At 62.7% G+C, this 19840-nt stretch carries 33 protein-coding genes; 31 read left to right on the forward strand and 2 right to left on the reverse strand.

The window, feature by feature from the left end; translation table 11 throughout:
• Positions 1-437: 437 nt before the first annotated feature.
• The 31 genes from rpsJ (at position 438) to UU9_RS12920 (ending at position 18584) form a co-directional block, all read left to right on the forward strand.
• Positions 438-749, forward strand: a complete 312-nt coding sequence (gene rpsJ, locus UU9_RS12770; RefSeq protein ID WP_007082173.1) for a 30S ribosomal protein S10 — start codon at positions 438-440, stop codon at positions 747-749.
• Between the two features lie 20 nt (positions 750-769).
• Positions 770-1411, forward strand: coding sequence for a 50S ribosomal protein L3 (gene rplC / locus UU9_RS12775; RefSeq protein ID WP_007082174.1), 642 nt, complete (start codon positions 770-772; stop codon positions 1409-1411).
• 11 nt (positions 1412-1422) lie between these two features.
• Positions 1423-2025: a 50S ribosomal protein L4 gene (gene rplD, locus UU9_RS12780; RefSeq protein WP_007082175.1), complete on the forward strand. Its 603-nt coding sequence runs from the start codon at positions 1423-1425 to the stop codon at positions 2023-2025.
• Positions 2022-2315 carry a 50S ribosomal protein L23 gene (rplW, locus tag UU9_RS12785; RefSeq protein WP_007082176.1) on the forward strand — a complete coding sequence of 98 codons (294 nt, stop codon included), beginning with the start codon at positions 2022-2024 and terminating at the stop codon, positions 2313-2315. The genes rplD and rplW overlap by 4 nt, the downstream gene beginning before the upstream one ends.
• A 17-nt stretch (positions 2316-2332) precedes the next feature.
• Positions 2333-3157 carry a 50S ribosomal protein L2 gene (gene rplB / locus UU9_RS12790; RefSeq protein WP_007082177.1) on the forward strand — a complete coding sequence of 275 codons (825 nt, stop codon included), beginning with the start codon at positions 2333-2335 and terminating at the stop codon, positions 3155-3157.
• A gap of 12 nt (positions 3158-3169) precedes the next feature.
• Positions 3170-3442, forward strand: a complete 273-nt coding sequence (gene rpsS / locus UU9_RS12795; RefSeq protein WP_007082178.1) for a 30S ribosomal protein S19 — start codon at positions 3170-3172, stop codon at positions 3440-3442.
• Positions 3442-3777: a 50S ribosomal protein L22 gene (rplV, locus tag UU9_RS12800; protein ID WP_007082179.1), complete on the forward strand. Its 336-nt coding sequence runs from the start codon at positions 3442-3444 to the stop codon at positions 3775-3777. The genes rpsS and rplV overlap by 1 nt, the downstream gene beginning before the upstream one ends.
• Before the next feature lie 15 nt (positions 3778-3792).
• Positions 3793-4545: a 30S ribosomal protein S3 gene (rpsC, locus tag UU9_RS12805; RefSeq protein WP_007082180.1), complete on the forward strand. Its 753-nt coding sequence runs from the start codon at positions 3793-3795 to the stop codon at positions 4543-4545.
• Positions 4546-4556: 11 nt separating this feature from the next.
• Entirely contained in the window at positions 4557-4970 is a 414-nt protein-coding gene (rplP, locus tag UU9_RS12810) for a 50S ribosomal protein L16 (RefSeq protein ID WP_007082181.1), read from the forward strand.
• Entirely contained in the window at positions 4970-5155 is a 186-nt protein-coding gene (rpmC, locus tag UU9_RS12815; protein ID WP_007082182.1) for a 50S ribosomal protein L29, read from the forward strand. Before rplP ends, rpmC begins: the two co-directional genes overlap by 1 nt.
• Before the next feature lie 12 nt (positions 5156-5167).
• On the forward strand, positions 5168-5449 hold the full coding sequence (rpsQ, locus tag UU9_RS12820) for a 30S ribosomal protein S17 (RefSeq protein ID WP_007082183.1): 282 nt from the start codon (positions 5168-5170) through the stop codon (positions 5447-5449).
• Positions 5450-5463: 14 nt separating this feature from the next.
• Positions 5464-5832 (forward strand): 50S ribosomal protein L14, encoded by a 369-nt coding sequence (rplN, locus tag UU9_RS12825; RefSeq protein WP_007082184.1) that lies wholly within the window; start codon positions 5464-5466, stop codon positions 5830-5832.
• A 13-nt stretch (positions 5833-5845) separates the two neighbouring features.
• Complete coding sequence (rplX, locus tag UU9_RS12830; protein WP_007082185.1) at positions 5846-6160, forward strand: 50S ribosomal protein L24; 315 nt, start codon at positions 5846-5848, stop codon at positions 6158-6160.
• Positions 6161-6168: 8 nt separating this feature from the next.
• Positions 6169-6711: a 50S ribosomal protein L5 gene (gene rplE / locus UU9_RS12835; RefSeq protein WP_193385304.1), complete on the forward strand. Its 543-nt coding sequence runs from the start codon at positions 6169-6171 to the stop codon at positions 6709-6711.
• Between the two features lie 12 nt (positions 6712-6723).
• The gene (rpsN, locus tag UU9_RS12840) at positions 6724-7029 is read left to right on the forward strand and encodes a 30S ribosomal protein S14 (RefSeq protein WP_007082187.1); all 306 of its coding nucleotides are present in this window, start codon (positions 6724-6726) and stop codon (positions 7027-7029) included.
• Positions 7030-7246: 217 nt separating this feature from the next.
• On the forward strand, positions 7247-7642 hold the full coding sequence (gene rpsH / locus UU9_RS12845; RefSeq protein ID WP_007082188.1) for a 30S ribosomal protein S8: 396 nt from the start codon (positions 7247-7249) through the stop codon (positions 7640-7642).
• A 10-nt stretch (positions 7643-7652) separates the two neighbouring features.
• The gene (gene rplF, locus UU9_RS12850) at positions 7653-8180 is read left to right on the forward strand and encodes a 50S ribosomal protein L6 (protein ID WP_007082189.1); all 528 of its coding nucleotides are present in this window, start codon (positions 7653-7655) and stop codon (positions 8178-8180) included.
• Between the two features lie 118 nt (positions 8181-8298).
• The gene (gene rplR / locus UU9_RS12855) at positions 8299-8652 is read left to right on the forward strand and encodes a 50S ribosomal protein L18 (protein ID WP_007082190.1); all 354 of its coding nucleotides are present in this window, start codon (positions 8299-8301) and stop codon (positions 8650-8652) included.
• Between the two features lie 115 nt (positions 8653-8767).
• Positions 8768-9277, forward strand: a complete 510-nt coding sequence (rpsE, locus tag UU9_RS12860) for a 30S ribosomal protein S5 (RefSeq protein ID WP_007082191.1) — start codon at positions 8768-8770, stop codon at positions 9275-9277.
• A complete protein-coding gene (gene rpmD, locus UU9_RS12865) occupies positions 9270-9470 on the forward strand; it encodes a 50S ribosomal protein L30 (protein ID WP_040671001.1) in 201 nt (66 codons plus the stop codon). Before rpsE ends, rpmD begins: the two co-directional genes overlap by 8 nt.
• The gene (gene rplO, locus UU9_RS12870) at positions 9470-9907 is read left to right on the forward strand and encodes a 50S ribosomal protein L15 (RefSeq protein ID WP_193385306.1); all 438 of its coding nucleotides are present in this window, start codon (positions 9470-9472) and stop codon (positions 9905-9907) included. The genes rpmD and rplO overlap by 1 nt, the downstream gene beginning before the upstream one ends.
• A 4-nt stretch (positions 9908-9911) precedes the next feature.
• Entirely contained in the window at positions 9912-11234 is a 1323-nt protein-coding gene (secY, locus tag UU9_RS12875; RefSeq protein ID WP_007082194.1) for a preprotein translocase subunit SecY, read from the forward strand.
• 126 nt (positions 11235-11360) lie between these two features.
• Positions 11361-11717 carry a 30S ribosomal protein S13 gene (gene rpsM, locus UU9_RS12880; RefSeq protein WP_007082195.1) on the forward strand — a complete coding sequence of 119 codons (357 nt, stop codon included), beginning with the start codon at positions 11361-11363 and terminating at the stop codon, positions 11715-11717.
• A 12-nt stretch (positions 11718-11729) separates the two neighbouring features.
• The gene (rpsK, locus tag UU9_RS12885; RefSeq protein WP_007082196.1) at positions 11730-12116 is read left to right on the forward strand and encodes a 30S ribosomal protein S11; all 387 of its coding nucleotides are present in this window, start codon (positions 11730-11732) and stop codon (positions 12114-12116) included.
• Between the two features lie 10 nt (positions 12117-12126).
• Positions 12127-12753 carry a 30S ribosomal protein S4 gene (gene rpsD / locus UU9_RS12890; RefSeq protein ID WP_007082197.1) on the forward strand — a complete coding sequence of 209 codons (627 nt, stop codon included), beginning with the start codon at positions 12127-12129 and terminating at the stop codon, positions 12751-12753.
• 15 nt (positions 12754-12768) lie between these two features.
• Positions 12769-13767: a DNA-directed RNA polymerase subunit alpha gene (locus UU9_RS12895; protein WP_007082198.1), complete on the forward strand. Its 999-nt coding sequence runs from the start codon at positions 12769-12771 to the stop codon at positions 13765-13767.
• Positions 13768-13946: 179 nt separating this feature from the next.
• Positions 13947-14330, forward strand: coding sequence for a 50S ribosomal protein L17 (gene rplQ, locus UU9_RS12900; protein WP_007082199.1), 384 nt, complete (start codon positions 13947-13949; stop codon positions 14328-14330).
• 190 nt (positions 14331-14520) lie between these two features.
• The gene (locus UU9_RS12905; protein ID WP_040671020.1) at positions 14521-15027 is read left to right on the forward strand and encodes a disulfide bond formation protein B; all 507 of its coding nucleotides are present in this window, start codon (positions 14521-14523) and stop codon (positions 15025-15027) included.
• 2 nt (positions 15028-15029) lie between these two features.
• Complete coding sequence (locus tag UU9_RS12910; RefSeq protein ID WP_007082201.1) at positions 15030-16424, forward strand: class II 3-deoxy-7-phosphoheptulonate synthase; 1395 nt, start codon at positions 15030-15032, stop codon at positions 16422-16424.
• 97 nt (positions 16425-16521) lie between these two features.
• Positions 16522-17304: a c-type cytochrome gene (locus UU9_RS12915; protein ID WP_007082202.1), complete on the forward strand. Its 783-nt coding sequence runs from the start codon at positions 16522-16524 to the stop codon at positions 17302-17304.
• On the forward strand, positions 17301-18584 hold the full coding sequence (locus tag UU9_RS12920; RefSeq protein WP_007082203.1) for a cytochrome c: 1284 nt from the start codon (positions 17301-17303) through the stop codon (positions 18582-18584). Before UU9_RS12915 ends, UU9_RS12920 begins: the two co-directional genes overlap by 4 nt.
• A 23-nt stretch (positions 18585-18607) precedes the next feature.
• Here the strand turns inward: UU9_RS12920 and UU9_RS12925 are convergent, their stop codons facing one another.
• Positions 18608-19123 carry a mismatch-specific DNA-glycosylase gene (locus UU9_RS12925; RefSeq protein ID WP_007082204.1) on the reverse strand — a complete coding sequence of 172 codons (516 nt, stop codon included), beginning with the start codon at positions 19121-19123 and terminating at the stop codon, positions 18608-18610.
• A complete protein-coding gene (locus UU9_RS12930; RefSeq protein WP_007082205.1) occupies positions 19123-19806 on the reverse strand; it encodes a Dph6-related ATP pyrophosphatase in 684 nt (227 codons plus the stop codon). The genes UU9_RS12925 and UU9_RS12930 overlap by 1 nt, the downstream gene beginning before the upstream one ends.
• Positions 19807-19840: the final 34 nt, after the last annotated feature.

The raw sequence follows: 19840 nt of genomic DNA on the forward strand, positions 1-19840 counted from the left end.
GGTGGCGAAAGTCATCAAGTAGAGCCGTCAATCACGAGGCCGCCGCGCGCGGCCTCGTGTGCATTCCCGCGGAGGTCCCCGTCGATCGATGTGTCGAGGGGGCTTCACTAAGCGGAAGTTTGCAGATATACTTCGCAGCTTGCTTATCGACGGACATGGTTTCCGTCGATCTACCGCGAAATGAGACACAGGAAGTGTTTCGAGTTCGCTGGCCGAGGACGGCCCTCGCAACCTCACTCGATCAAAGGCACTGCCGATGATCGGTTTTTTTGCGCGAAGGCAAATGCTGGTCCAGGCGAGCCGTCAACGTTCGCCTGGGCTTTTCGAATTTGGGGTGGCGTGTTTGGCGGCCCCGATGTGGTGCAGAAACAGGTTGTGCGGATCGGTGAGAAGCCGTTCCGTTTCACATTACGTTCTTTCGACAACAGGACACGGTTATGGCGAACCAGAAGATTCGGATTCGGCTGAAGGCATACGATCACCGACTGATCGACCGCTCGGCCAGCGAGATTGTCGAGACCGCCAAGCGCACTGGCGCAACGGTACTCGGCCCGATCCCGCTCCCGACCAAGATCGAGCGCTACACGATCCTCACGTCCCCGCATGTGGACAAGGATGCGCGCGATCAGTACGAGACCCGCACGCACAAGCGTGTACTCGACATTGTCGACCCGAACGACAAAACCGTGGACGCGCTCATGAAGCTTGATCTCGCCGCTGGCGTCGATGTTCAGATCAAGCTCGGTTGAGCGACAGACAGGATACGAAGATGAGTATCGGATTGGTTGGCCGCAAATGCGGCATGAGTCGCCTCTTCACTGAAGATGGTCGCTCGATTCCGGTGACGCTGATCGAAGCGACCCCGAATCGCGTGACCCAGCTGAAGACGGAAGATAACGATGGCTACAGCGCCGTCCAGGTTTCAGCGGGCACCAAGCGCGCGAACCTGTTGACCCAGCCGCTGAAGGGTCATTACGCGAAGGCGAAGGTCGAGCCGGGTCGTGGCTTGTGGGAATTCCGCGTGTCTGCCGATGATCTCGGCAAGTACAGCGTCGGTGCCGACATCAAGGCGGACGAGGTGTTCAGCGTCGGCCAGATCGTCGATGTCGCCGGTGTGTCGAAGGGCAAGGGCTTCCAGGGCACGATCAAGCGCTGGAACTTCAAGATGGGTGACGCCACCCACGGTAACTCGCTGTCGCATCGCGCGCCGGGTTCCATCGGTCAGCGTCAGACCCCGGGTCGCGTTTTCCCGGGCAAGAAGATGGCCGGTCACATGGGTGCGGTCAACCGCACACAGCAGGGTCTGGAAGTGGTCAAGGTCGACGCCGAGCGTCATCTGATCGCGGTGAAGGGCGCGGTCCCCGGTGCAACCGGTGGCGACGTCATCATCCGCCCGACGACGAAGAGCTGAGGAGAGACGCCATGGAACTCAATGTCATTGGTGCCAAGTCGCTCAGCGTGTCCGACGAAGTGTTCGGCGGTGAGTACAAGAAGGCCCTGGTTCACCAGGTCGTGGTGGCCTATCAGGCCGCCGGCCGCGCCGGTACGAAGGCGCAGCTCTCGCGTGGCGAGATGTCCGGTACCACCAAGAAGTTCAAGAAGCAGAAGGGCGGCGGCGCCCGTCACGGCGATTACCGCGCTCCGATCTTCATCGGTGGTGGTGTCACGTTTGCCGCCAAGCCGCGCAGCTACGAGCAGAAGGTCAACCGCAAGGCCTACCGCGTGGCGATCCGCTCGATTTTCTCCGAGCTGATTCGTCAGGATCGCCTGAAGGTGGTCGAGAGCTTCGGCATCGAAACGCCGAAGACCTCCGCGATGGTTGCCAAGCTGGCCGAACTGGACGTTTCCGGTCGCGTGCTGCTGGTGTCCGAAGATGCGTCCGAGTCGGTGTTTCTGGCCGCGCGCAACATCCCCTATATCCATGTGCTGGACGTGATGGGCCTGAATCCCGTCAGCCTCGTCGGCTCCGACCACGTAGTGGTGACGGTCGATGCGGTGAAGAAGATCGAGGAGTGGCTGGCATGAACAACGAACGCATTCTCGATACGCTGCGTGCGCCGCACATTTCCGAGAAATCGGCGCGTCTGGCCGAGCACAACCAGTACGTATTCGTGGTTGCCCCCGCGGCAACCAAGGCCGATGTCCGCGCTGCCGTGGAGAAACTGTTCGACGTGAAAGTCGAGCAGGTGAACCTCGTCAACACGAAAGGCAAGGTCAAGTCCTTCCGTTTCCGCGCTGGCAGCCGCCAGGGCAAGCGCAAGGCCTATGTGCGTCTTGCCGATGGCCAGACCATCGACGTGTCCGCCAAGGCCTGAGCCAGGAGTTCTTTGAGATGGCACTAATCAACCACAAGCCGACCTCGCCAGGCCGTCGCGACGCCGTCAGCGTCAAGACGGAAGGCCTGTACAAGGGCGCGCCGTACGCGGCGTTGACCGAGTCGCAGTCCCGTAGCGGCGGTCGCAACCATCATGGCCGCATCACCGTGCGTCATCGCGGCGGCGGTCACAAACAGCATTACCGCATCATCGATTTCAAGCGTGACAAGGAAGGCATCGCCGCCCGCGTCGAGCGCATCGAATACGATCCGAACCGCACCGCGCACATTGCGCTGCTGTGCTACGCCGATGGCGAGCGTCGGTACATCATCGCGCCCAAGGGCGTGCAGGTGGACGATCGCCTGGTGTCCGGTCGTGACGCGCCGATCAAGGCCGGCAACTGCCTGCAGCTGCGCAACATCCCGATGGGCAGCACGATCCATTGCATCGAGCTGCGTCCGGGCAAGGGCGCGCAGATCGCCCGTAGCGCCGGCGCCTCGGTGCAGCTGGTGGCGCGCGAGTCCGGCTACGCCACGCTGCGTCTTCGCTCCGGCGAAATGCGTCGCGTGTCGGTCGATTGCCGCGCCACCATCGGTGAGGTCGGCAACGGCGAGCACAGCCTGAAGAAACTCGGCAAGGCCGGCGCCAAGCGCTGGCTGGGTATCCGCCCGACCGTCCGCGGTGTGGTGATGAACCCGGTCGACCATCCGCACGGCGGTGGTGAAGGCAAGACCTCCGGTGGTCGTCATCCGGTCAGCCCGTGGGGCACGCCGGCGAAGGGTTACAAGACCCGTAACAACAAGCGCACGCAGCAGTTCATCGTGCGTCGTCGTACGAAGTAACAGGAAACCGACATGCCTCGCTCTCTGAAGAAAGGTCCGTTCGTCGACCTTCACCTCGTAAAGAAGGTGGAAGCTGCGGTTTCCGCCAACAACAAGCGTCCGATCAAGACCTGGTCGCGCCGCTCGATGATCCTGCCGGAAATGGTCGGCTTGACCATCGCCATCCACAACGGCCGTCAGCACGTGCCCGTCCTGATCAACGAGAACATGGTCGGGCACAAGCTCGGCGAGTTCGCGGTGACCCGTACGTTCAAGGGCCATGTCGGCGACAAGAAGGGTAAGTGATGAGCACTGAAGCCAAAGCGATCCTGCGTGGCGCCCGCATCTCGGCGCAAAAGGCACGCCTGGTGGCTGATCTCGTCCGCGGGCTTCCCGTGGGCCGGGCCAGCGACGTGCTCACCTACACCAACAAGAAGGCCGCACACCTCGTTCGCAAGGTGCTGCTTTCGGCCGTCGCCAATGCCGAGAACAATCTCGGCGCCGACGTTGACGAACTGAAGGTGTCCAGCATCTTCGTCGACGAAGGTCCGGCGATGAAGCGCATGTATGCCAGGGCCAAGGGCCGCGGTTCGCGCATCCTGAAACGCACCAGCCACATCACTGTGGTTGTTGGCAACTGACCGAGGATATAGACGATGGGTCATAAAGTTCATCCCACCGGTATCCGCCTCGGCATTGCCAAGGATTGGAACTCGAAGTGGTATGCGAACAAGCGTGATTACGCCACGTACCTCGTGGCGGACATCAAGGTTCGCGACATGCTGAAGAAGAAGCTGGCCCAGGCCGGCATCTCGAAAATCCAGATCGAGCGTCCGGCCAAGACCGCACGCGTGACGATCCACACCGCCCGTCCGGGCGTGGTGATCGGCAAGAAGGGCGAGGATATCGAGAAGCTGCGCAAGGAAGTCAGCGACATGATGGGCGTCCCGACGCACATCAACGTCAGCGAAGTGCGCAAGCCCGAGCTCGACGCGCAGCTGGTTGCCGAATCGATCGCGCAGCAGCTGGAGCGCCGCATCATGTTCCGCCGCGCGATGAAGCGCTCGGTCGGCAACGCGATGCGCCTGGGTGCGCTGGGCGTGAAGATCAACGTGTCCGGTCGTCTGAACGGTGCCGAGATCGCTCGTTCCGAATGGAGCCGCGAAGGTCGCGTGCCGCTGCATACGCTGCGTGCCGACATCGACTACGGCTTTGCCGAGGCGAAAACCACCTACGGCATCATCGGCATCAAGGTGTGGATCTTCAAGGGCGAAATCTTCGATCTCGCCGCGGCCACCCAGGAGTCGAAGGACGAGTCGTCGCAGCCGCGCCGCGAAGGTGGCGAAGGTCGTCGTAATGATTCGCGTCGCGAGGCCGGTGACGGCCGCCGCGAGCGGTCTGCGAAGTAAGGAGAGTTGCCATGTTGCAACCTAAGCGAACCAAATACCGCAAGCAGTTCAAGGGCCGCAACGACGGCTTGGCCCAGTGCGCCAACCTCGTCAGTTTCGGCGAGTACGGCCTGAAGGCGATCACGCACGGTGCGATCACCGCGCGCCAGATCGAGGCCGCCCGTCGTTGCATCACGCGCTACGTCAAGCGTGGCGGCAAGTTGTGGATCCGCGTGTTCCCCGACAAGCCGATCACCAAGAAGCCGATCGAAGTGCGTATGGGCGCCGGCAAGGGCAGCGTCGAGTTCTGGGTAGCCCAGATCCAGCCCGGCCGCATGCTTTACGAGATCGAGGGTCTCGACGAGACCACAGCGCGTGAGGCGTTCCGTCTGGCGGCGGCGAAGCTGTCCGTGCAGACCCAGTTCGTGACCAGGGCGGTGATGTGATGGCCAGCAAAGATATCAATAACCAGTCGGCCGACGAGTTGAAGCAGCACCTGCTGGACCTGCGCAAGGAGCAGTTCAACCTGCGCATGCAAAAGGGTTCCGGCCAGCTCACTCAGCCGCACCAGCTTCGCCGCGTTCGGCGTGACATCGCCCGCACGAAGTTCGTGCTCGGCGGCAAGAAGTAAGGGACGGCCGAGATGAGCGCCAACAATCAAGAAGTTCAAGCAGAAGCGAAGCAGGCACGTACCCTCGAGGGTCGCGTCACCAGCAACAAGATGAACAAGACGGTCACCGTGCTGGTCGAGCGCCAGGTGCAGCATTGGCTGCTGGGCAAGATCATCCGTCGTTCGACCAAGCTGCATGCGCAGGACGACCTGGGTGCGAACGAAGGTGATCTCGTACGTATCGCCGAGTGCCGTCCGTTGTCCAAGACCAAGCATCACCGTGTGGTCGAAATCATCACGCGCGCCAGCGTCTAAGGGAGGGTGCAGACATGATTCAGGTGCAAAGCACGCTCTCCGCAGCGGACAACAGCGGCGCGAAGGAACTGATGTGCATCAAGGTGCTCGGTGGCTCCAAGCGCCGTTACGCCGCGATCGGTGACGTCATCAAGGTCACCGTGAAGGATGCGATTCCGCGCGGCAAGGTAAAGAAGGGCGAGGTGTACAGTGCCGTGGTGGTTCGTACCGCCAAGGGTGTGCGCCGTCCCGATGGTTCGCTGATCCGTTTCGACGGCAATGCAGCGGTCCTCCTCAACAACAAGCTCGAGCCGATCGGCACCCGTATTTTCGGACCGGTCACCCGCGAGCTGCGCAGCGAGAAGTTCATGAAGATCGTCTCCCTCGCGCCTGAAGTGCTCTGAGCGGAGTCAAGACATGAACCGTATCCGTAAGGGTGATCAGGTCCTCGTGATCACCGGCAAAAACAAGGGCCAACGCGGCGATGTGCTGCGTGTTGCAGGCGAGCGCGTGTTCGTCTCCAACGTGAATCTGGTCAAGCGCCACACCAAGCCGAACCCGCAGGCCAACCAGGCTGGCGGTATCGTCGAGCGTGAAGCTTCGATCCATCTCTCCAATGTGCAGCTGTTCAACCCCGCCACGAACAAGGGTGAACGCGTCGGCACCAAAACGCTCGAAGATGGGCGCAAGGTCCGCGTGTTCCGTTCGAATGGCGAGGTCGTGGACGCGTAAGGAACACGATCATGACGCGCCTTGAAAAGTTTTATAAAGAGCAGGTAGTGGCGAAGCTCACCGAGCAGTTCGGCTACCAGAACGTGATGCAGGTTCCCCGCATCACCAAGATCACGCTGAACATGGGCGTGGGCGAAGCGGCCGGCAACAAGAAAGTGCTGGAGAATGCCGTGGCCGACATGGCCAAGCTTTCCGGCCAGAAGCCGATCACGACCAAGGCGCGCGTTTCCGTGGCCTCGTTCAAGATCCGCGACGGCTGGCCGATCGGTTGCAAGGTCACCTTGCGCCGCGCCCAGATGTGGGAGTTCATGGACCGCCTGATCAACATCTCGCTGCCCCGCGTGCGCGACTTCCGCGGCGTGTCGGCGAAGGCGTTCGACGGCCGCGGCAACTACAACTTCGGCATCAAGGAACAGATCATCTTCCCGGAGATCGATTTCGACCAGGTCGACGCGCTGCGCGGTATGGATATTTCCATCACCACCACCGCCAAGACCGATGATGAAGCCAAGGCCTTGCTGGCCGCGTTCAGCTTCCCGTTCCGCAACTGATAGGCGTTATCCATGGCCAAGACATCAATGGTGAACCGCGATATCAAGCGGACCAAACTCGTTCAGAAGTACGCCGCCAAGCGCGCCGAACTGAAGGCGATCGTACTGAGCGCCACCGCTTCTTATGAAGAGAAGATGGACGCCCAGGGCAAACTGCAGAAGCTGCCGCGCGACGCCAGCCCGGTACGCCAGCGCACCCGCTGTGCGTTGACCGGCCGCCCGCGTGCCGTCTACGCGAAGTTCGGCCTGGGTCGCAACAAGCTGCGTGAGGCGACCATGCGCGGCGACGTGCCGGGTCTGCGCAAGGCCAGCTGGTAATTTGATTTGAGCCGACGGAGGGGCATTCCGCCCCGACGTCGAGCCACGCGCTGGCATGTCGCCATCGCTGATGCGACTACCGCATCGAGATTCGCTAAAACCTGGTAAAGCTGATATAGTCGGCGGTCTGCGCAACGCAGGCCGGCTTCCATGCTGGCTCACAATCTGATTGATTTCCGGTTTTATCGGATATCGGTGCACTCTGAAGGATGTTTTCATGAGCATGACTGATCCCATCGCCGATCTGTTTACGCGCGTCCGCAATGCCCAGGCCATGGGCAAGCCGTCCGTTCGTATGCCGTCGTCGAAGTTGAAGGTGGCGATCGCCAACCTTCTCAAGAACGAGGGTTATATCCTCGATCTCAAGACCTCCGCCGAGGAGGGCAAGCCGGTACTCGAGATTCAACTCAAGTACTTCGACGGCGCCCCCGCCATCGAGACCATCTCCCGTGTCAGCCGTTCCGGCCTGCGTGTGTATCGCGGCAAGGACGAGTTGCCCAAGGTGCTGGGTGGCCTGGGTATTTCCATCATCTCGACTTCCGCCGGTCTGCTGACCGACGCGCAGGCCCGTGCCAAGGGTCTGGGCGGCGAAGTCATCGGCCAAGTGGCATAAGGAGTCGATCATGTCACGAGTAGCCAAACAGCCGATTACCCTGCCCAAGGGCGTGGAACTGGTCGTGGGTGCCGAGAACATTTCGGTCAAGGGCCCGAAGGGAACCTTGACCGTTCATCACCTGCCGGGTGTTTCGGTGGCGGTGGACAACGGCGTTGCCACCATCAGCCTCGCCGAAGGTACTGACGACATGTTCGGCGGCACCGCGCGTGCGTTGCTGGCCAACATGGTCAAGGGCGTTTCCGACGGTTATGAGCGCAAGCTGGAGCTGGTCGGCGTGGGTTACCGCGCATCGATGGCCGGCAAGTCGCTGAACCTCAGCCTCGGGTTTTCCCATCCGGTGGTGTTTGATGCGCCCGAAGGCATCAGCATCGAGACGCCGACGCAGACCGAAGTCCTGATCAAGGGCAGCGACAAGCAGCGCGTCGGCCAGGTGGCCGCCAAGATCCGCGGCTTCCGTCCGCCCGAGCCGTACAAGGGCAAGGGTGTCCGCTATGCCGGTGAGAAGATCACGATGAAGGAAGCCAAGAAGGCTTAAGTGAGTTAGCACGCTTTCCCTGCGTGTGGAAAGCGGCCATCCATGGCCGCACTCCTCAATAGAGCAGGGCGATTCGCTAACACTCATGCAAGTCGATCCGCTTCCTGGAGATATAACGATGAACAAGAACGAAAGTCGTCTGCGTCGCGCCAAGTCCACCCGCTCGCACATCCGCAAGCTGGCGGTTGCGCGCCTGTCGGTGCATCGCACCGGCCAGCATTTGTACGCTCAGGTGTTCGATGCGTCGGGCACCAACGTGGTGGCCGCTGCCTCGACGCTGCAGAAGTCCGTGGCCGAAGGCCTGAAGGGCACCAAGAACCTGGCCGCCGCCGCGGCGGTGGGCAAGGCTGTGGCCGAGCGCGCCAAGGCTGCCGGTATCGAGTCGGTGGCATTCGACCGCTCCGGTTTCCGCTATCACGGGCGTATCAAGGCGTTGGCCGAAGCTGCTCGCGAAGCGGGTCTGAAGTTTTAAGAAAGCGACACCTGGTTCGGCAGCGCCTCCGGCGTGCCGGTACCGCAGCGACACCTACAACTCCAAGCGGCTCAGCCGCAAGCAAAGTCCCGTTTGTCGGGCATACGGATAGAACATGTCTTCTAACGATCGCGAAAATTCGGATGGCCTGCTCGAAAAGCTGATTGCCGTCAACCGCGTGGCCAAGACCGTCAAGGGTGGCCGCCAGATGAGTTTCACCGCGCTGACGGTTGTCGGCGACGGCGAGGGCAAGGTCGGCTTCGGCTATGGCAAGGCACGTGAAGTGCCGGTGGCCATTTCCAAGGCGATGGAGCGCGCCCGCCGCCAGATGGTGAACATCGAACTGAACAATGGCACGCTGTGGTACGCCATCAAGGCCAACCATGGTGCGGCCCGCGTCTACATGCAGCCCGCTTCCGAAGGTACCGGCGTGATCGCCGGCGGCGCCATGCGTGCCGTGCTGGAAGTGGTCGGCGTCAAGAACGTGCTGGCCAAGGCGGTCGGCTCGCGCAACCCGATCAACCTGGTGCGCGCCACCATCAAGGGCCTGCAGGCAGTCGCCTCGCCCAAGAAGATCGCCGCCAAGCGTGGCAAGACACTGGAAGAGGTGCTCGGCAATGGCTAAGTCTCAAGCAACCGCCGATAAGACCGTGCGCGTGCGCCTGGTCAAGGGCCTGCGCGGCGTGCAGGCGCGTCACCGTCTCAGCGTGAAGGCGCTGGGTCTGGGCAAGCTCAATGATGTCCGTGAATTGAAGGACAGCCCGCAGGTTCGTGGCCTGATCAACACGGTCTACTACCTGGTCCGGGTCGAGGAGTAATCATCATGCGTCTGAATGACATCAAGCCGGCCGCCGGTTCGCACAAGACGCGTCTGCGCGTCGGTCGCGGTATCGGTTCGGGCCTGGGCAAGACCGCTGGTCGCGGTCACAAGGGTCAGCATGCCCGCGCGGGTGGCACCCACAAGTACGGTTTCGAAGGCGGCCAGATGCCGCTGAACCGCCGGATGCCGAAAGTCGGTTTCCGCTCCAAGTTGAAGGTCGGCAGCCAGGAAGTGTTCCTGTACCAGCTGGCCAGTCTCAAGGCTGACGTGATCGACGTCGTCGCGCTGCATCAGGCTGGCCTGATCAACAGTCGCGCCAAGAAGGTCAAGGTCGTCCTGAAGGGCGAGATCGGTCGCGCGGTGAAGTTGTCAGGTCTGCTGGCTACCGCCGGCGCCAAGGCAGCCATCGAGGCGGCCGGCGGCAGCGTGGAGTAAGACGGTGGCTGCAGCCAAGGGCAATGCACTCGGCAAGCTCGGCAAGCTGACGGAGCTTCGTCAGCGCATCTTCTTCGTGATCGGCGCCCTGGTGGTTTTCCGCCTGGGCTCGTTCATTCCGGTGCCCGGCGTCAATCCGGCGGCGATGACCAGCCTGGTCAACGGCAATGGCTTGATGGACATGTTCAACATGTTCTCGGGTGGCGCGCTGGAGCGGTTCTCGGTGTTCGCGCTGGGCGTGATCCCGTACATTTCCGCGTCGATCGTGATCCAGATGATGGGGTCGGTCGTCCCCAGCCTGCAGGCACTGCGCAAGGAAGGCGAGTCCGGCAAGCGCAAGATGACCATGTACACGCGCTTCGGCACGGTCGGGTTGGCGTTGTTCCAGTCGTTCGGTATCGCGGTGGCGCTGCAGAAGCAGGTGGCGGCCGGCGGAGCACCGGTGGTTTACCACCCGGGCTTCGGCTTCATCATGGCATCGGTGATCGGGCTGACCGCGGGAACCATGTTCCTGATGTGGTTGGGCGAGCAGATGACCGAGCGCGGTATCGGCAACGGTATCTCGCTGCTGATCTTCGCCGGTATCGTTGCCGGTCTGCCGGAAGCGGTGGTGCATACGCTGGGCATGGCCAACAACGGCGAGTTGACGGTGCTGAAGTTGTTGATGGTGTTCGGGCTGGTCCTGGCGGTCACGGCGTTCGTGGTGTTCATGGAGCGTGCGCAACGACGCATCACCGTGAATTACGCGCGGCGCGGCGGCGGTCAGAACGCTTACCAGAACCAGAGCTCGCATCTGCCGCTGAAGATCAACATGTCGGGTGTGATTCCGCCGATCTTCGCGTCCAGCCTGCTGATGTTCCCGGCAACGGCGATCACCTGGTTCGGTACCGGTCACCAGTCGCGCTGGTTGCAGGAGTTGACGCAGTCACTGAACCCGGGCGAGCCGTTGTACGACATCGTGTACTCGATCCTGGTGATTGGTTTCGCGTTCTTCTATACGGCGATCGTCTTCAATGCCGATGAGACCGCCGACAATCTCAAGCGGTCAGGTGCGCTGATTCCGGGCATCCGTCCGGGTCGGGCCACGGCCAGTTACGTCGACGCGGTAATGACGCGTCTGACCGGTGTGGGCGCGCTGTATCTGGTGCTGGTATGCCTGGTGCCGTCGTTCATGCAGAGCTTCTGGCACGTACCGTTCTATTTCGGCGGCACCTCGCTGCTGATTGTGGTGGTGGTGGTGATGGACTTCACGTCGCAGATCCAGGCGCATCTGGTCAGTCATCAGTACGAAAGTCTGCTCAAGAAGGCCAACCTTCGCCGCAGTTGAGCTGCGTGTGTCGGGTTCGAAGTCGGGAGGTGGCGGCACCGCGGTGCCGCAGGGCTTTCCCGGCAGTGTAATTCAGGTTAGAATTGCGCGTTTACCGCGCACGAAACGCATCGGAGAAAGAACATCATGGCGCGCATCGCGGGTGTCAATTTGCCGGTCCAGAAGCATGTCTGGGTTGGTTTGCAGAGCATTTACGGTATCGGCCGCAGCCGGGCCAAGAAGGTCTGCGCGGATGCTGGTGTGGTTCCCACCACCCAGATCAAATCCCTCAGCGAGGGTGAGGTGGAGAAAATCCGCCACGAGATCGGCAAATACATTGTCGAAGGTGATCTGCGTCGCGAGGTGGGTATTGCCATCAAGCGTCTGATGGATCTTGGTTGCTACCGTGGCCTGCGCCATCGTCGTGGCCTGCCGGTGCGCGGTCAGCGCACGCGTACCAACGCACGTACCCGCAAGGGTCCCCGTCGCGCGATCAAGAAGTAACGGATTCCGAATATGGCTAAGCCGGTAAAAGCAAAGAAGAAGATCAAGCGCGTTGTCACCGATGCGGTGGCCCACGTGCAGGCTTCCTTCAACAACACCATCGTCACCATCACCGATCGCCAGGGCAACGCCTTGTCGTGGGCTACCGCCGGCGGCGCCGGTTTCCGTGGCTCGCGCAAGTCGACTCCGTTCGCGGCGCAGGTTGCCGCCGAGAAGGCCGGTCGCGTGGCTGGCGAGTATGGCGTCAAGACGGTCGAAGTGCGGATCAAGGGCCCCGGCCCGGGTCGCGAGTCGGCCGTGCGCTCGCTGAACGCGTTGGGCTTCAAGGTGCTCAACATCATCGACGTCACGCCCATTCCGCACAATGGCTGCCGTCCCCCCAAGAAGCGTCGAGTCTAAGGAGTAACCCATGGCCCGTTATCGTGGAGCTACCTGCAAACTCGCCCGTCGCGAGGGTGCGGATCTCAGCCTGAAGAGCCCGGCGCGCGCGCTGGATTCCAAGTGCAAGCTGGAAAACAAGCCCGGCCAGCATGGCGCCAACAAGCGCATGCGCATGTCCGACTATGCCGTGCAGTTGCGTGAGAAGCAGAAGGTCAAGCGCATCTATGGTGTGCTCGAGCGCCAGTTCAGCAACTACTACACCAAGGCGACCACCCTCAAGGGCAACACCGGTGAAAACCTGTTGCGTCTGCTCGAGAGCCGTCTGGACAACGTCGTTTATCGCATGGGCTTCGCGGTCACCCGCGCCCAGGCGCGTCAGCTGGTCGCCCACAAGGCGATCCTGGTGAACGGCAAGAAAGTGAATATTCCTTCGTACCAGGTTCGTCCGGGCGATGCGATTGCACTGACTGAAAAGGCGCGCAGCCAACTGCGCGTGCAGGAAGCGGCGACCGTGTTCGACACCATGGACCTGCGTCCGATCTGGGTCGAGGTCGATGCCAAGAAATTTGAAGGTACGTTCAAGTCGGTGCCGGATCGCGGCGATCTGCCGTCCGACATCAATGAAGCATTGATCATCGAGCTTTACTCGAAGTAATTACCGGAGCTCTGCATGGCAGTTTCGTCAACTAGCGTGCTGCGGCCTCGTGGCCTCAGCGTCGAACAGCTCGGAGCCAACCGCGCCAAGGTGGTGGTCGAGCCGCTCGAGCGTGGCTTTGGCCACACCCTGGGCAACGCGCTGCGTCGCGTGCTGCTCTCCTCGATCCCTGGCAGTGCCATCGTCGAGGTGGAAATCGATGGCGTGCTGCACGAGTACACCACCCTTGAGGGTCTGCAGGAGGACGTGATTGAAGTCCTGCTCAACCTGAAGGAAGTGGCGATTCGTCAGCATACCGGCGATGAAGTCACCCTCACGCTGTCCAAGAAGGGCAAGGGCGTGGTCACCGCCGGCGACATCGCCGTCGATCACTCGGTGGAGATCATCAACCCCGAGCACGTGATCTGCCACTTGACCAAGGACATCGCACTCAACATGCGCCTGAAGGTGCGTCGTGGCGTCGGCTACCAGCCGGCCAGCGCGCGCCAGCATCCGGATGACGAGGCGCGTCCGATCGGTCGGCTGCAGCTGGACGCGTCGTTCGCACCCGTGTTGCGCGTCGCCTATGAGGTGGATGCGGCTCGTGTCGAACAGCGCACCAACCTCGACAAGCTGATTCTCGACATCGAGACCAACGGCACCATCAATGCCGAGGATGCGGTTCGCAAGGCGGCTGAAATCATCAACGACCAGTTGTCGGTCTTTGGCGACTTCTCGCGTCGCGAAAACGACATCAGCACCGCCGAGAAGAGCGGTTTCGATCCGTTGCTGCTGCGTCCGATCGATGATCTGGAACTCACCGTGCGTTCGGCGAACTGCCTGAAGGCCGAGAGCATCTATTACATCGGCGACCTGGTGCAGAAGACCGAGGTGGAGCTGCTGAAGACGCCGAACCTGGGCAAGAAGTCGCTCACCGAAATCAAGGACGTCCTGGGTGGCCGTGGCCTGGCCCTGGGCATGAAGCTCGAGAACTGGCCGCCGCCGGGCTTGTCCCACGGCATGCAGTTGGGTTGATCGAAAGCCGGGATTCGGAATACGGGATTTGAGATCCGGTAGAGCACGTTCTCGCGAGGATGTTGCTCTTACGAATCCCGAATCCCCAATTTCGAATCCCGAATCAAAAAGCGGGTAATCCGCGGAAGGCCGGACAAAGGTGCCGGTTTTTCATAACAACAGACAGAGAGTTTTCCGCCATGCGCCACCAATATTCCGGACGCAAGCTCAATCGCACCAGCAGCCATCGCGAAGCCATGTTCAAGAACATGGCCTCGTCGCTGTTCAAGCACGAGCTGATCCGTACCACCCTGCCCAAGGCGAAAGAACTTCGCCGCGTCGCCGAGCCGCTCATCACGCTGGCCAAGACCGACGGCGTCGCCAATCGCCGCCTCGCCTTCGCGCGCCTGCGCGACAAGGAAGCGGTGGGCAAGCTGTTCGTCGAGCTGGGCCCGCGTTACCGCGAGCGTCCCGGCGGCTACCTGCGTATCCTGAAGTGCGGCTTCCGCCCCGGTGACAACGCGCCGATGGCGTACGTCGAACTGGTCGGTCGCCCGCAGGTCGAGGCGGTTGACGCCGACTGATCCGCGCGGACATCCAGACGTCCAAACACGAAACCCCGGTCGGGCAACCTTCCGGGGTTTTTGTTTGTCGAAGGATCGGTTCTGTCGGCGCGTCCATCGCCGGTGCGATGATGTATTTGGCCCGGTCCGGCATGCTGACAGCATCGCGCCGAACCGGTAATGTCGGGAGCTCGCCATGCAGCAAGATGTCATGAATCCACTTCGTTGGTCGTATCGCGTCAGTTTTCTCGTCGGGTTCTGCGCCTGTTTCGGCTTGCTCGCTTTCGCCCTGTACGCCGAATACGGCCTGGGCATGGCGCCTTGCCCCTTGTGCGTATTCCAGCGCGTTGCCTTCCTTGCGATGGGTTTCTTCTTCTTGCTGGGAGGCTTGCACGCGCCGAGCGGCCGCAACGGTCGCTGGACATACGCGGGGCTGGTGTTGCTGAGTGCCCTGGGTGGGGTTGTCACTGCCGGCCGGCATCTGTGGTTGCAAACGCTGCCACCGGATCAGGTCCCGTCCTGCGGGCCCGGCATCGGTTATCTGTTCGATGCGTTTCCACTCGGAAAAATGCTGAAGCTGGTGTTCACCGGTTCGGGTGAGTGCGCCAAGGTGGAGCCCATTCTGGGCCTGCCGATGCCGGCGTGGAGTTTGTTGTGGTTCGTGTTGCTGGCGGTGCTGGCGATCGTGGCAGTCCGTCGTCGTAGCGTGGGGAAGTGATCATGCAGCCTGGCTCGCAACGGGACACGAACACCTTCCCGCCGGCGCCGGCGTCGTGGACTCCGGCGTCATGGCAGCAGCACGAGGCACTCCAGCAGCCGCATTACGAGGACGCAGCCGAGCTGGCCGCGGCCACCACGCACCTGGCGCAGTTGCCGCCGCTGGTGACGTCGTGGGAGGTTCTGGCGCTGAAGCAGGCCTTGGCCGAGGCGCAGGATGGCCAGCGATTCCTGCTCCAGGGTGGCGATTGTGCCGAGAGCTTCGCCGACTGCAGCAGCCCGATCATCTCCAACCGGTTGAAGGTGCTGTTGCAGATGAGCCTGGTGCTCGTGCACGGCCTCAAGAAGCCGGTGCTGCGGGTCGGGCGCTTTGCCGGTCAGTACGCGAAGCCGCGCTCGGCCGACATGGAAACGCGCGACGGCGTGAGCCTGCCGAGCTTTCGTGGTGACCTGGTCAACAGCCCGGAATTCACGCCCGCCGCGCGCCGAGCCGATCCGCAGCGGCTGATCCAGGCGCACGCGCATTCCGCACTGACGATGAACTTCGTGCGTGCGCTGATCGATGGCGGGTTCGCCGACTTGCGCCATCCCGAGTACTGGGACCTGGCCTGGGTGGAGCATTCGCCCTGGGCGGCCGAGTATCGGCAGATGGTGGCGGCCATCGGCGATTCCCTGCAGTTCATGGAAACGCTGGCCGGCCCGATTGCGGGTTTTTCCAAGGTGGATTTTTTCACCTCGCATGAAGCGCTGCTGTTGCACTACGAGCAGGCGTTGACGCGCGAAGTGCCGCGTAACCCCGGCTGGTTCAATCTCTCCACCCACTTCCCCTGGATCGGCATGCGCACGGCGGCGCTGGATGGCGCGCATGTGGAATATTTCCGTGGCATCCGCAATCCGGTGGCGGTGAAAGTGGGCCCCACGGTGACGCCGGATCAGTTGCTGCCCTTGATCGATGCACTCAACCCCGAGGATGAGCCGGGCAGGCTCACGCTGATCCATCGCATGGGCAACGCGAAAATCGCCGAGGCCTTGCCGCCGTTGTTGCAGGCGGTCAAGCGCGAAGGGCGCCGCGTGTTGTGGGTGGCCGACCCCATGCATGGCAATACCGAGAGCACGTCGAACGGTTACAAGACGCGACGCTTCGCCAATATCAGCGGCGAGCTCGATCAGGCGTTCGACATCCACGCGGCGGCGGGTACGCGCCTGGGTGGAGTGCATCTGGAGTTGACTGGTGAGGACGTGACCGAATGCACGGGCGGCGCACGTGGCCTGGTTGATGCGGATCTGGATCGCGCCTACAAATCGATGGTGGACCCGCGCTTGAACTACGAGCAGTCGCTGGAAATGGCCATGCTGATCGTGCGCAAGTCGAACGGAAAAATTCCCTCCCGCGGCTGATCCTTCCGGGCATATCCACGTGGCGGGGTGTGGCACGACGTCGCGGTTGGCCCCATGGTTGCCCGATTGCCTGCGACAGGGGATCTATAATCGGCGGATGAACTGGTTTGTCTTGCCGCACCTCGCCTGGTCGGGATTGGCTTCGCGGGCAGCGATCGCGTTGCTCGTGGTCTGTGCGCCCCTTGCTGCGGCACGGGCCGCAGATGCCGTATCCACCGCGGATGCGCCGCCGCAGGTTCCCGATACGATTCAGCAGCGCGTGAAGGCCTGCAGCACCTGTCATGGTGTGCACGGCGAAGGTTCACCCGGTGACGGTGTGTTCCCGCGGCTGGCCGGCAAGCCCGCCGCGTATCTTGCGCAGCAGCTCGCTTATTTCCAGCACGGTCTGCGCAAATACGCGCCGATGGAATACACCGTGCGCCAGCTGAGCCCGGCCTACATGGAAGAGATCGCCGCCTATTTTTCCGCTCAGGAAGCGCCTTACCACCAGTCGCCGGTGCCTTCGGTTTCCGCGGCGGTGATGGAGCGCGGCAAGCAGCTGGTGGAGCGCGGTGATTCCACGCGCGGCATCCCCTCATGCGTCAGCTGCCATGGTGAGCGGCTTACCGGCGTGGAACCGGCGATGCCGGGCCTGGCCGGGTTGTCCTACGACTACGTCAGCGCGCAGATCGGTTCCTGGCGCACGCATACCCGTGCGGCAAAGTCGCCCGATTGCATGGCGATCGTGGCCAATCGCCTGCGTGATTCCGACATCACCGCGGTTGCCGCGTGGCTGGGCAGCTTGCCGCCGCCGACCGACATGCACGCGCAGCCGGCCGGTGTCGAAAAGCAGGTCTTGCCGGGCTGGTGCGTGGCGAGTGACGCCGGAGTCACGCCATGAAGCGATGGATTGCCGGTTTGCTGGTGGTCGTTCTCGTGCTGGCGGCGTTGGCGTGGATGTTCTTCCCCTCGCCCCGGGAAAGGTCGCCGCAGTCCGCATTACCCCAGGTGAATGCCGCCACCCTGCGCGATCCCGCGCTGATTGCCCGCGGCGAATACCTTGCCGCGGTCGGCGATTGCGCGGCCTGCCATACCCGCAAGGGCGGCGTTCGCTATGCGGGCGGTCGTTCGTTGGCGACGCCGTTCGGCAATGTCCCGGCGTCCAATCTCACGCCGGATCCCGACACCGGCCTGGGTCGCTGGAGCTTCGAGGATTTCTGGCGGGCGTTGCACCTGGGCGAGGGACGCCACGGCGAACTGCTGTATCCGGTGTTTTCCTACACCTCGTTCACCAAGGTCACGCATGACGACGCGCTGGCGATCTTCGCCTACCTGCAGTCGCTGCCGCCCGTGCGGCAGGCGTCCGAGCAGCCCTCGTTGCGTTTCCCGTACAGCCTGCGTCGCAGCCTTGCGGCGTGGCGTGCGCTGTATTTCAAGCCTGGCGTCTATCAGCCTGACCCCGCGCAGTCGGAACAGTGGAATCGTGGCGCCTATCTGGTACAAGGCCTGGGCCATTGCAATGAATGCCATGCCACGCGCGACGCGCTCGGCGGTTTGTCTCCCGACCACACGTTGACCGGTGGCCAGATACCCGAGCAGAACTGGTACGCCCCCGATCTGAGCGTCAATCAGGGTGGCGGGCTGGAAGGGTGGAACAAGGGCGACATCGTCGACTTGCTGAAAACCGGCCAGTCGACCAAGGGCGCGGCCTTCGGGCCCATGGCGGACGTGGTGCGCAAGAGCACCCAGCACATGACCGACACGGATCTGGATGCGATCGCCACCTACCTGCAATCGTTGCCGGCGCGTCCGGCCGCCCAGGCGCCAGTGTCGCGCGTGACGTTCGACCGCAAGAAGGGCGCGAAGCTGTATGCGGATCGGTGTGCGGATTGCCATGGCGCCGATGGTCGTGGCGTGGCGGGCATCTATCCACCGCTGGACGGCAATACCTCGATCAACGAACCGACCGGCATCAATGCGATCCGCACCGTGCTGCTGGGCGGTTTCGCGCCAGTCACCGCGGGTAATCCGCGTCCGTACTCGATGCCGCCTTATGCGCAGGAATTGAACGACGAGGACGTGGCGGCGGTGGTCAGCTACATCCGCCAGTCGTGGTCGAACAAGGCGCCGGCGGTGCGGCCGTCGGACGTCAGCGTGTACCGGCATACCCCGATCGATTAGCGCGCGAATGTCGACGCCCGGCTTCACGGGTTGCGCAGCGTCTCCACCAGTCGCCCTAGCGCGAGCCATGGCGCGATCTGCCAGTGCCCTCGCGCCTGGCCGGATGGCGAGGGCAGCACGAACAACTGCGTCGTGCCGATATGCCCGGTCTGCAGGCCGTAATCCACCGCGTGGCCCAACGCGGCGCGGGCGGCATTCTTGCTGGTGAACGCGAGCACGTGCGGGGTGTAAAGCGCGATCTTGGCGTGCAGTGCCGGTACGTCGAAGGCGTCGGCTGGCAGTTGGTTGTCGTTGCCGCTGTGACGTTTGGCCAGGTCGGTGAGGCCGATGCCGAAGCCGGGCAAGACGGGGAATTCGGAAGGTGCCAGTCGGCGTGGGGTGAGCCTTGCCTCGTGCAGCGCTCGCCAGAACAGATTGCCGGGATGCGCGTAGTAGGCGTGTTCGGCGGCCGACCGCTTGCCCGCGGCGGTGCCGCAGAACACCAGGGCCAGGCCCGGTTGCAGCAGGTCGGGCAGGACCATGTCCACATCGGCCGCCATCACGCGTCCGCGAGCAGGAAATCGGTGAACTGGAAACGGTCGTCGCGCAGCACCGATTCGCCGCGGTTCAAGGTCAGCGGTTGGCGGAACAGTGGCCCGGCGTAGCTCAGCGTGTGGAATTCGCCGCGTTCACCGCAGGGGTCGACACCGGCGGGCAGCGAGTCGAGCAGCGACGCATCGTAGTCGCGGCCGCAGAAACTTGCGTCCAGTTGCTGCGTATCGACGCAGCACAGCCTGGCGCGATGACCTTCGCTGATGAAGCGCCGCGACAACAGCGTGGTGTCCTCACCCCACAGGGGAAACACCGCGCGCCAGTTTTCGCGGCCGAGTTGGCGCACCCGATAGTCGCGCACATCCTGCAGGAACAGGTCGCCGAAGGCGCAATGGCGCAGGCCGGGCCAGCGACGTTGTGCCTGCGCCAGCGCGTCGGCGTGCGCCTGTTCATAAGCCTCGTTGCTGCCTGGCCAGTCCAGCGCCACCTCCACCAGCGGCAGCCCGAGCGCGGCGGTTTGCGCGGCGAGCACTTCCTGCCGCACACCATGCATGGCCACCCGCTGGTAGGAGCGGTTGATGGTGGTGAGCAGGCCGACGACGTGCCAGCGTGGGTCGGCAAGCAATCGTTGCAGGGCGAGCAGGCAATCCTTGCCGCCGCTCCATGCCAGCAGTATGGGGTGCGCATTCATCGCCTTACTTTAACTTGCTCCCGTATCGACGTGG

This window comes from Rhodanobacter fulvus Jip2 (assembly GCF_000264315.1).
GTDB lineage: Bacteria > Pseudomonadota > Gammaproteobacteria > Xanthomonadales > Rhodanobacteraceae > Rhodanobacter > Rhodanobacter fulvus.

What these genes read in the sequence shown, in the direction of transcription:
- rpsJ (WP_007082173.1), top strand. Translation starts at nt 438, where the DNA reads ATGGCGAACCAGAAGATTCGGATTCGGCTGAAGGCATACGATCACCGA.
- rplC (WP_007082174.1), top strand. Translation starts at nt 770, where the DNA reads ATGAGTATCGGATTGGTTGGCCGCAAATGCGGCATGAGTCGCCTCTTC.
- rplD (WP_007082175.1), top strand. Translation starts at nt 1,423, where the DNA reads ATGGAACTCAATGTCATTGGTGCCAAGTCGCTCAGCGTGTCCGACGAA.
- rplW (WP_007082176.1), top strand. Translation starts at nt 2,022, where the DNA reads ATGAACAACGAACGCATTCTCGATACGCTGCGTGCGCCGCACATTTCC.
- rplB (WP_007082177.1), top strand. Translation starts at nt 2,333, where the DNA reads ATGGCACTAATCAACCACAAGCCGACCTCGCCAGGCCGTCGCGACGCC.
- rpsS (WP_007082178.1), top strand. Translation starts at nt 3,170, where the DNA reads ATGCCTCGCTCTCTGAAGAAAGGTCCGTTCGTCGACCTTCACCTCGTA.
- rplV (WP_007082179.1), top strand. Translation starts at nt 3,442, where the DNA reads ATGAGCACTGAAGCCAAAGCGATCCTGCGTGGCGCCCGCATCTCGGCG.
- rpsC (WP_007082180.1), top strand. Translation starts at nt 3,793, where the DNA reads ATGGGTCATAAAGTTCATCCCACCGGTATCCGCCTCGGCATTGCCAAG.
- rplP (WP_007082181.1), top strand. Translation starts at nt 4,557, where the DNA reads ATGTTGCAACCTAAGCGAACCAAATACCGCAAGCAGTTCAAGGGCCGC.
- rpmC (WP_007082182.1), top strand. Translation starts at nt 4,970, where the DNA reads ATGGCCAGCAAAGATATCAATAACCAGTCGGCCGACGAGTTGAAGCAG.
- rpsQ (WP_007082183.1), top strand. Translation starts at nt 5,168, where the DNA reads ATGAGCGCCAACAATCAAGAAGTTCAAGCAGAAGCGAAGCAGGCACGT.
- rplN (WP_007082184.1), top strand. Translation starts at nt 5,464, where the DNA reads ATGATTCAGGTGCAAAGCACGCTCTCCGCAGCGGACAACAGCGGCGCG.
- rplX (WP_007082185.1), top strand. Translation starts at nt 5,846, where the DNA reads ATGAACCGTATCCGTAAGGGTGATCAGGTCCTCGTGATCACCGGCAAA.
- rpsN (WP_007082187.1), top strand. Translation starts at nt 6,724, where the DNA reads ATGGCCAAGACATCAATGGTGAACCGCGATATCAAGCGGACCAAACTC.
- rpsH (WP_007082188.1), top strand. Translation starts at nt 7,247, where the DNA reads ATGAGCATGACTGATCCCATCGCCGATCTGTTTACGCGCGTCCGCAAT.
- rplF (WP_007082189.1), top strand. Translation starts at nt 7,653, where the DNA reads ATGTCACGAGTAGCCAAACAGCCGATTACCCTGCCCAAGGGCGTGGAA.
- rplR (WP_007082190.1), top strand. Translation starts at nt 8,299, where the DNA reads ATGAACAAGAACGAAAGTCGTCTGCGTCGCGCCAAGTCCACCCGCTCG.
- rpsE (WP_007082191.1), top strand. Translation starts at nt 8,768, where the DNA reads ATGTCTTCTAACGATCGCGAAAATTCGGATGGCCTGCTCGAAAAGCTG.
- rpmD (WP_040671001.1), top strand. Translation starts at nt 9,270, where the DNA reads ATGGCTAAGTCTCAAGCAACCGCCGATAAGACCGTGCGCGTGCGCCTG.
- rpsM (WP_007082195.1), top strand. Translation starts at nt 11,361, where the DNA reads ATGGCGCGCATCGCGGGTGTCAATTTGCCGGTCCAGAAGCATGTCTGG.
- rpsK (WP_007082196.1), top strand. Translation starts at nt 11,730, where the DNA reads ATGGCTAAGCCGGTAAAAGCAAAGAAGAAGATCAAGCGCGTTGTCACC.
- rpsD (WP_007082197.1), top strand. Translation starts at nt 12,127, where the DNA reads ATGGCCCGTTATCGTGGAGCTACCTGCAAACTCGCCCGTCGCGAGGGT.
- UU9_RS12895 (WP_007082198.1), top strand. Translation starts at nt 12,769, where the DNA reads ATGGCAGTTTCGTCAACTAGCGTGCTGCGGCCTCGTGGCCTCAGCGTC.
- rplQ (WP_007082199.1), top strand. Translation starts at nt 13,947, where the DNA reads ATGCGCCACCAATATTCCGGACGCAAGCTCAATCGCACCAGCAGCCAT.
- UU9_RS12905 (WP_040671020.1), top strand. Translation starts at nt 14,521, where the DNA reads ATGAATCCACTTCGTTGGTCGTATCGCGTCAGTTTTCTCGTCGGGTTC.
- UU9_RS12910 (WP_007082201.1), top strand. Translation starts at nt 15,030, where the DNA reads ATGCAGCCTGGCTCGCAACGGGACACGAACACCTTCCCGCCGGCGCCG.
- UU9_RS12915 (WP_007082202.1), top strand. Translation starts at nt 16,522, where the DNA reads ATGAACTGGTTTGTCTTGCCGCACCTCGCCTGGTCGGGATTGGCTTCG.
- UU9_RS12920 (WP_007082203.1), top strand. Translation starts at nt 17,301, where the DNA reads ATGAAGCGATGGATTGCCGGTTTGCTGGTGGTCGTTCTCGTGCTGGCG.
- UU9_RS12925 (WP_007082204.1), bottom strand. Translation starts at nt 19,123, where the DNA reads ATGGCGGCCGATGTGGACATGGTCCTGCCCGACCTGCTGCAACCGGGC.
- UU9_RS12930 (WP_007082205.1), bottom strand. Translation starts at nt 19,806, where the DNA reads ATGAATGCGCACCCCATACTGCTGGCATGGAGCGGCGGCAAGGATTGC.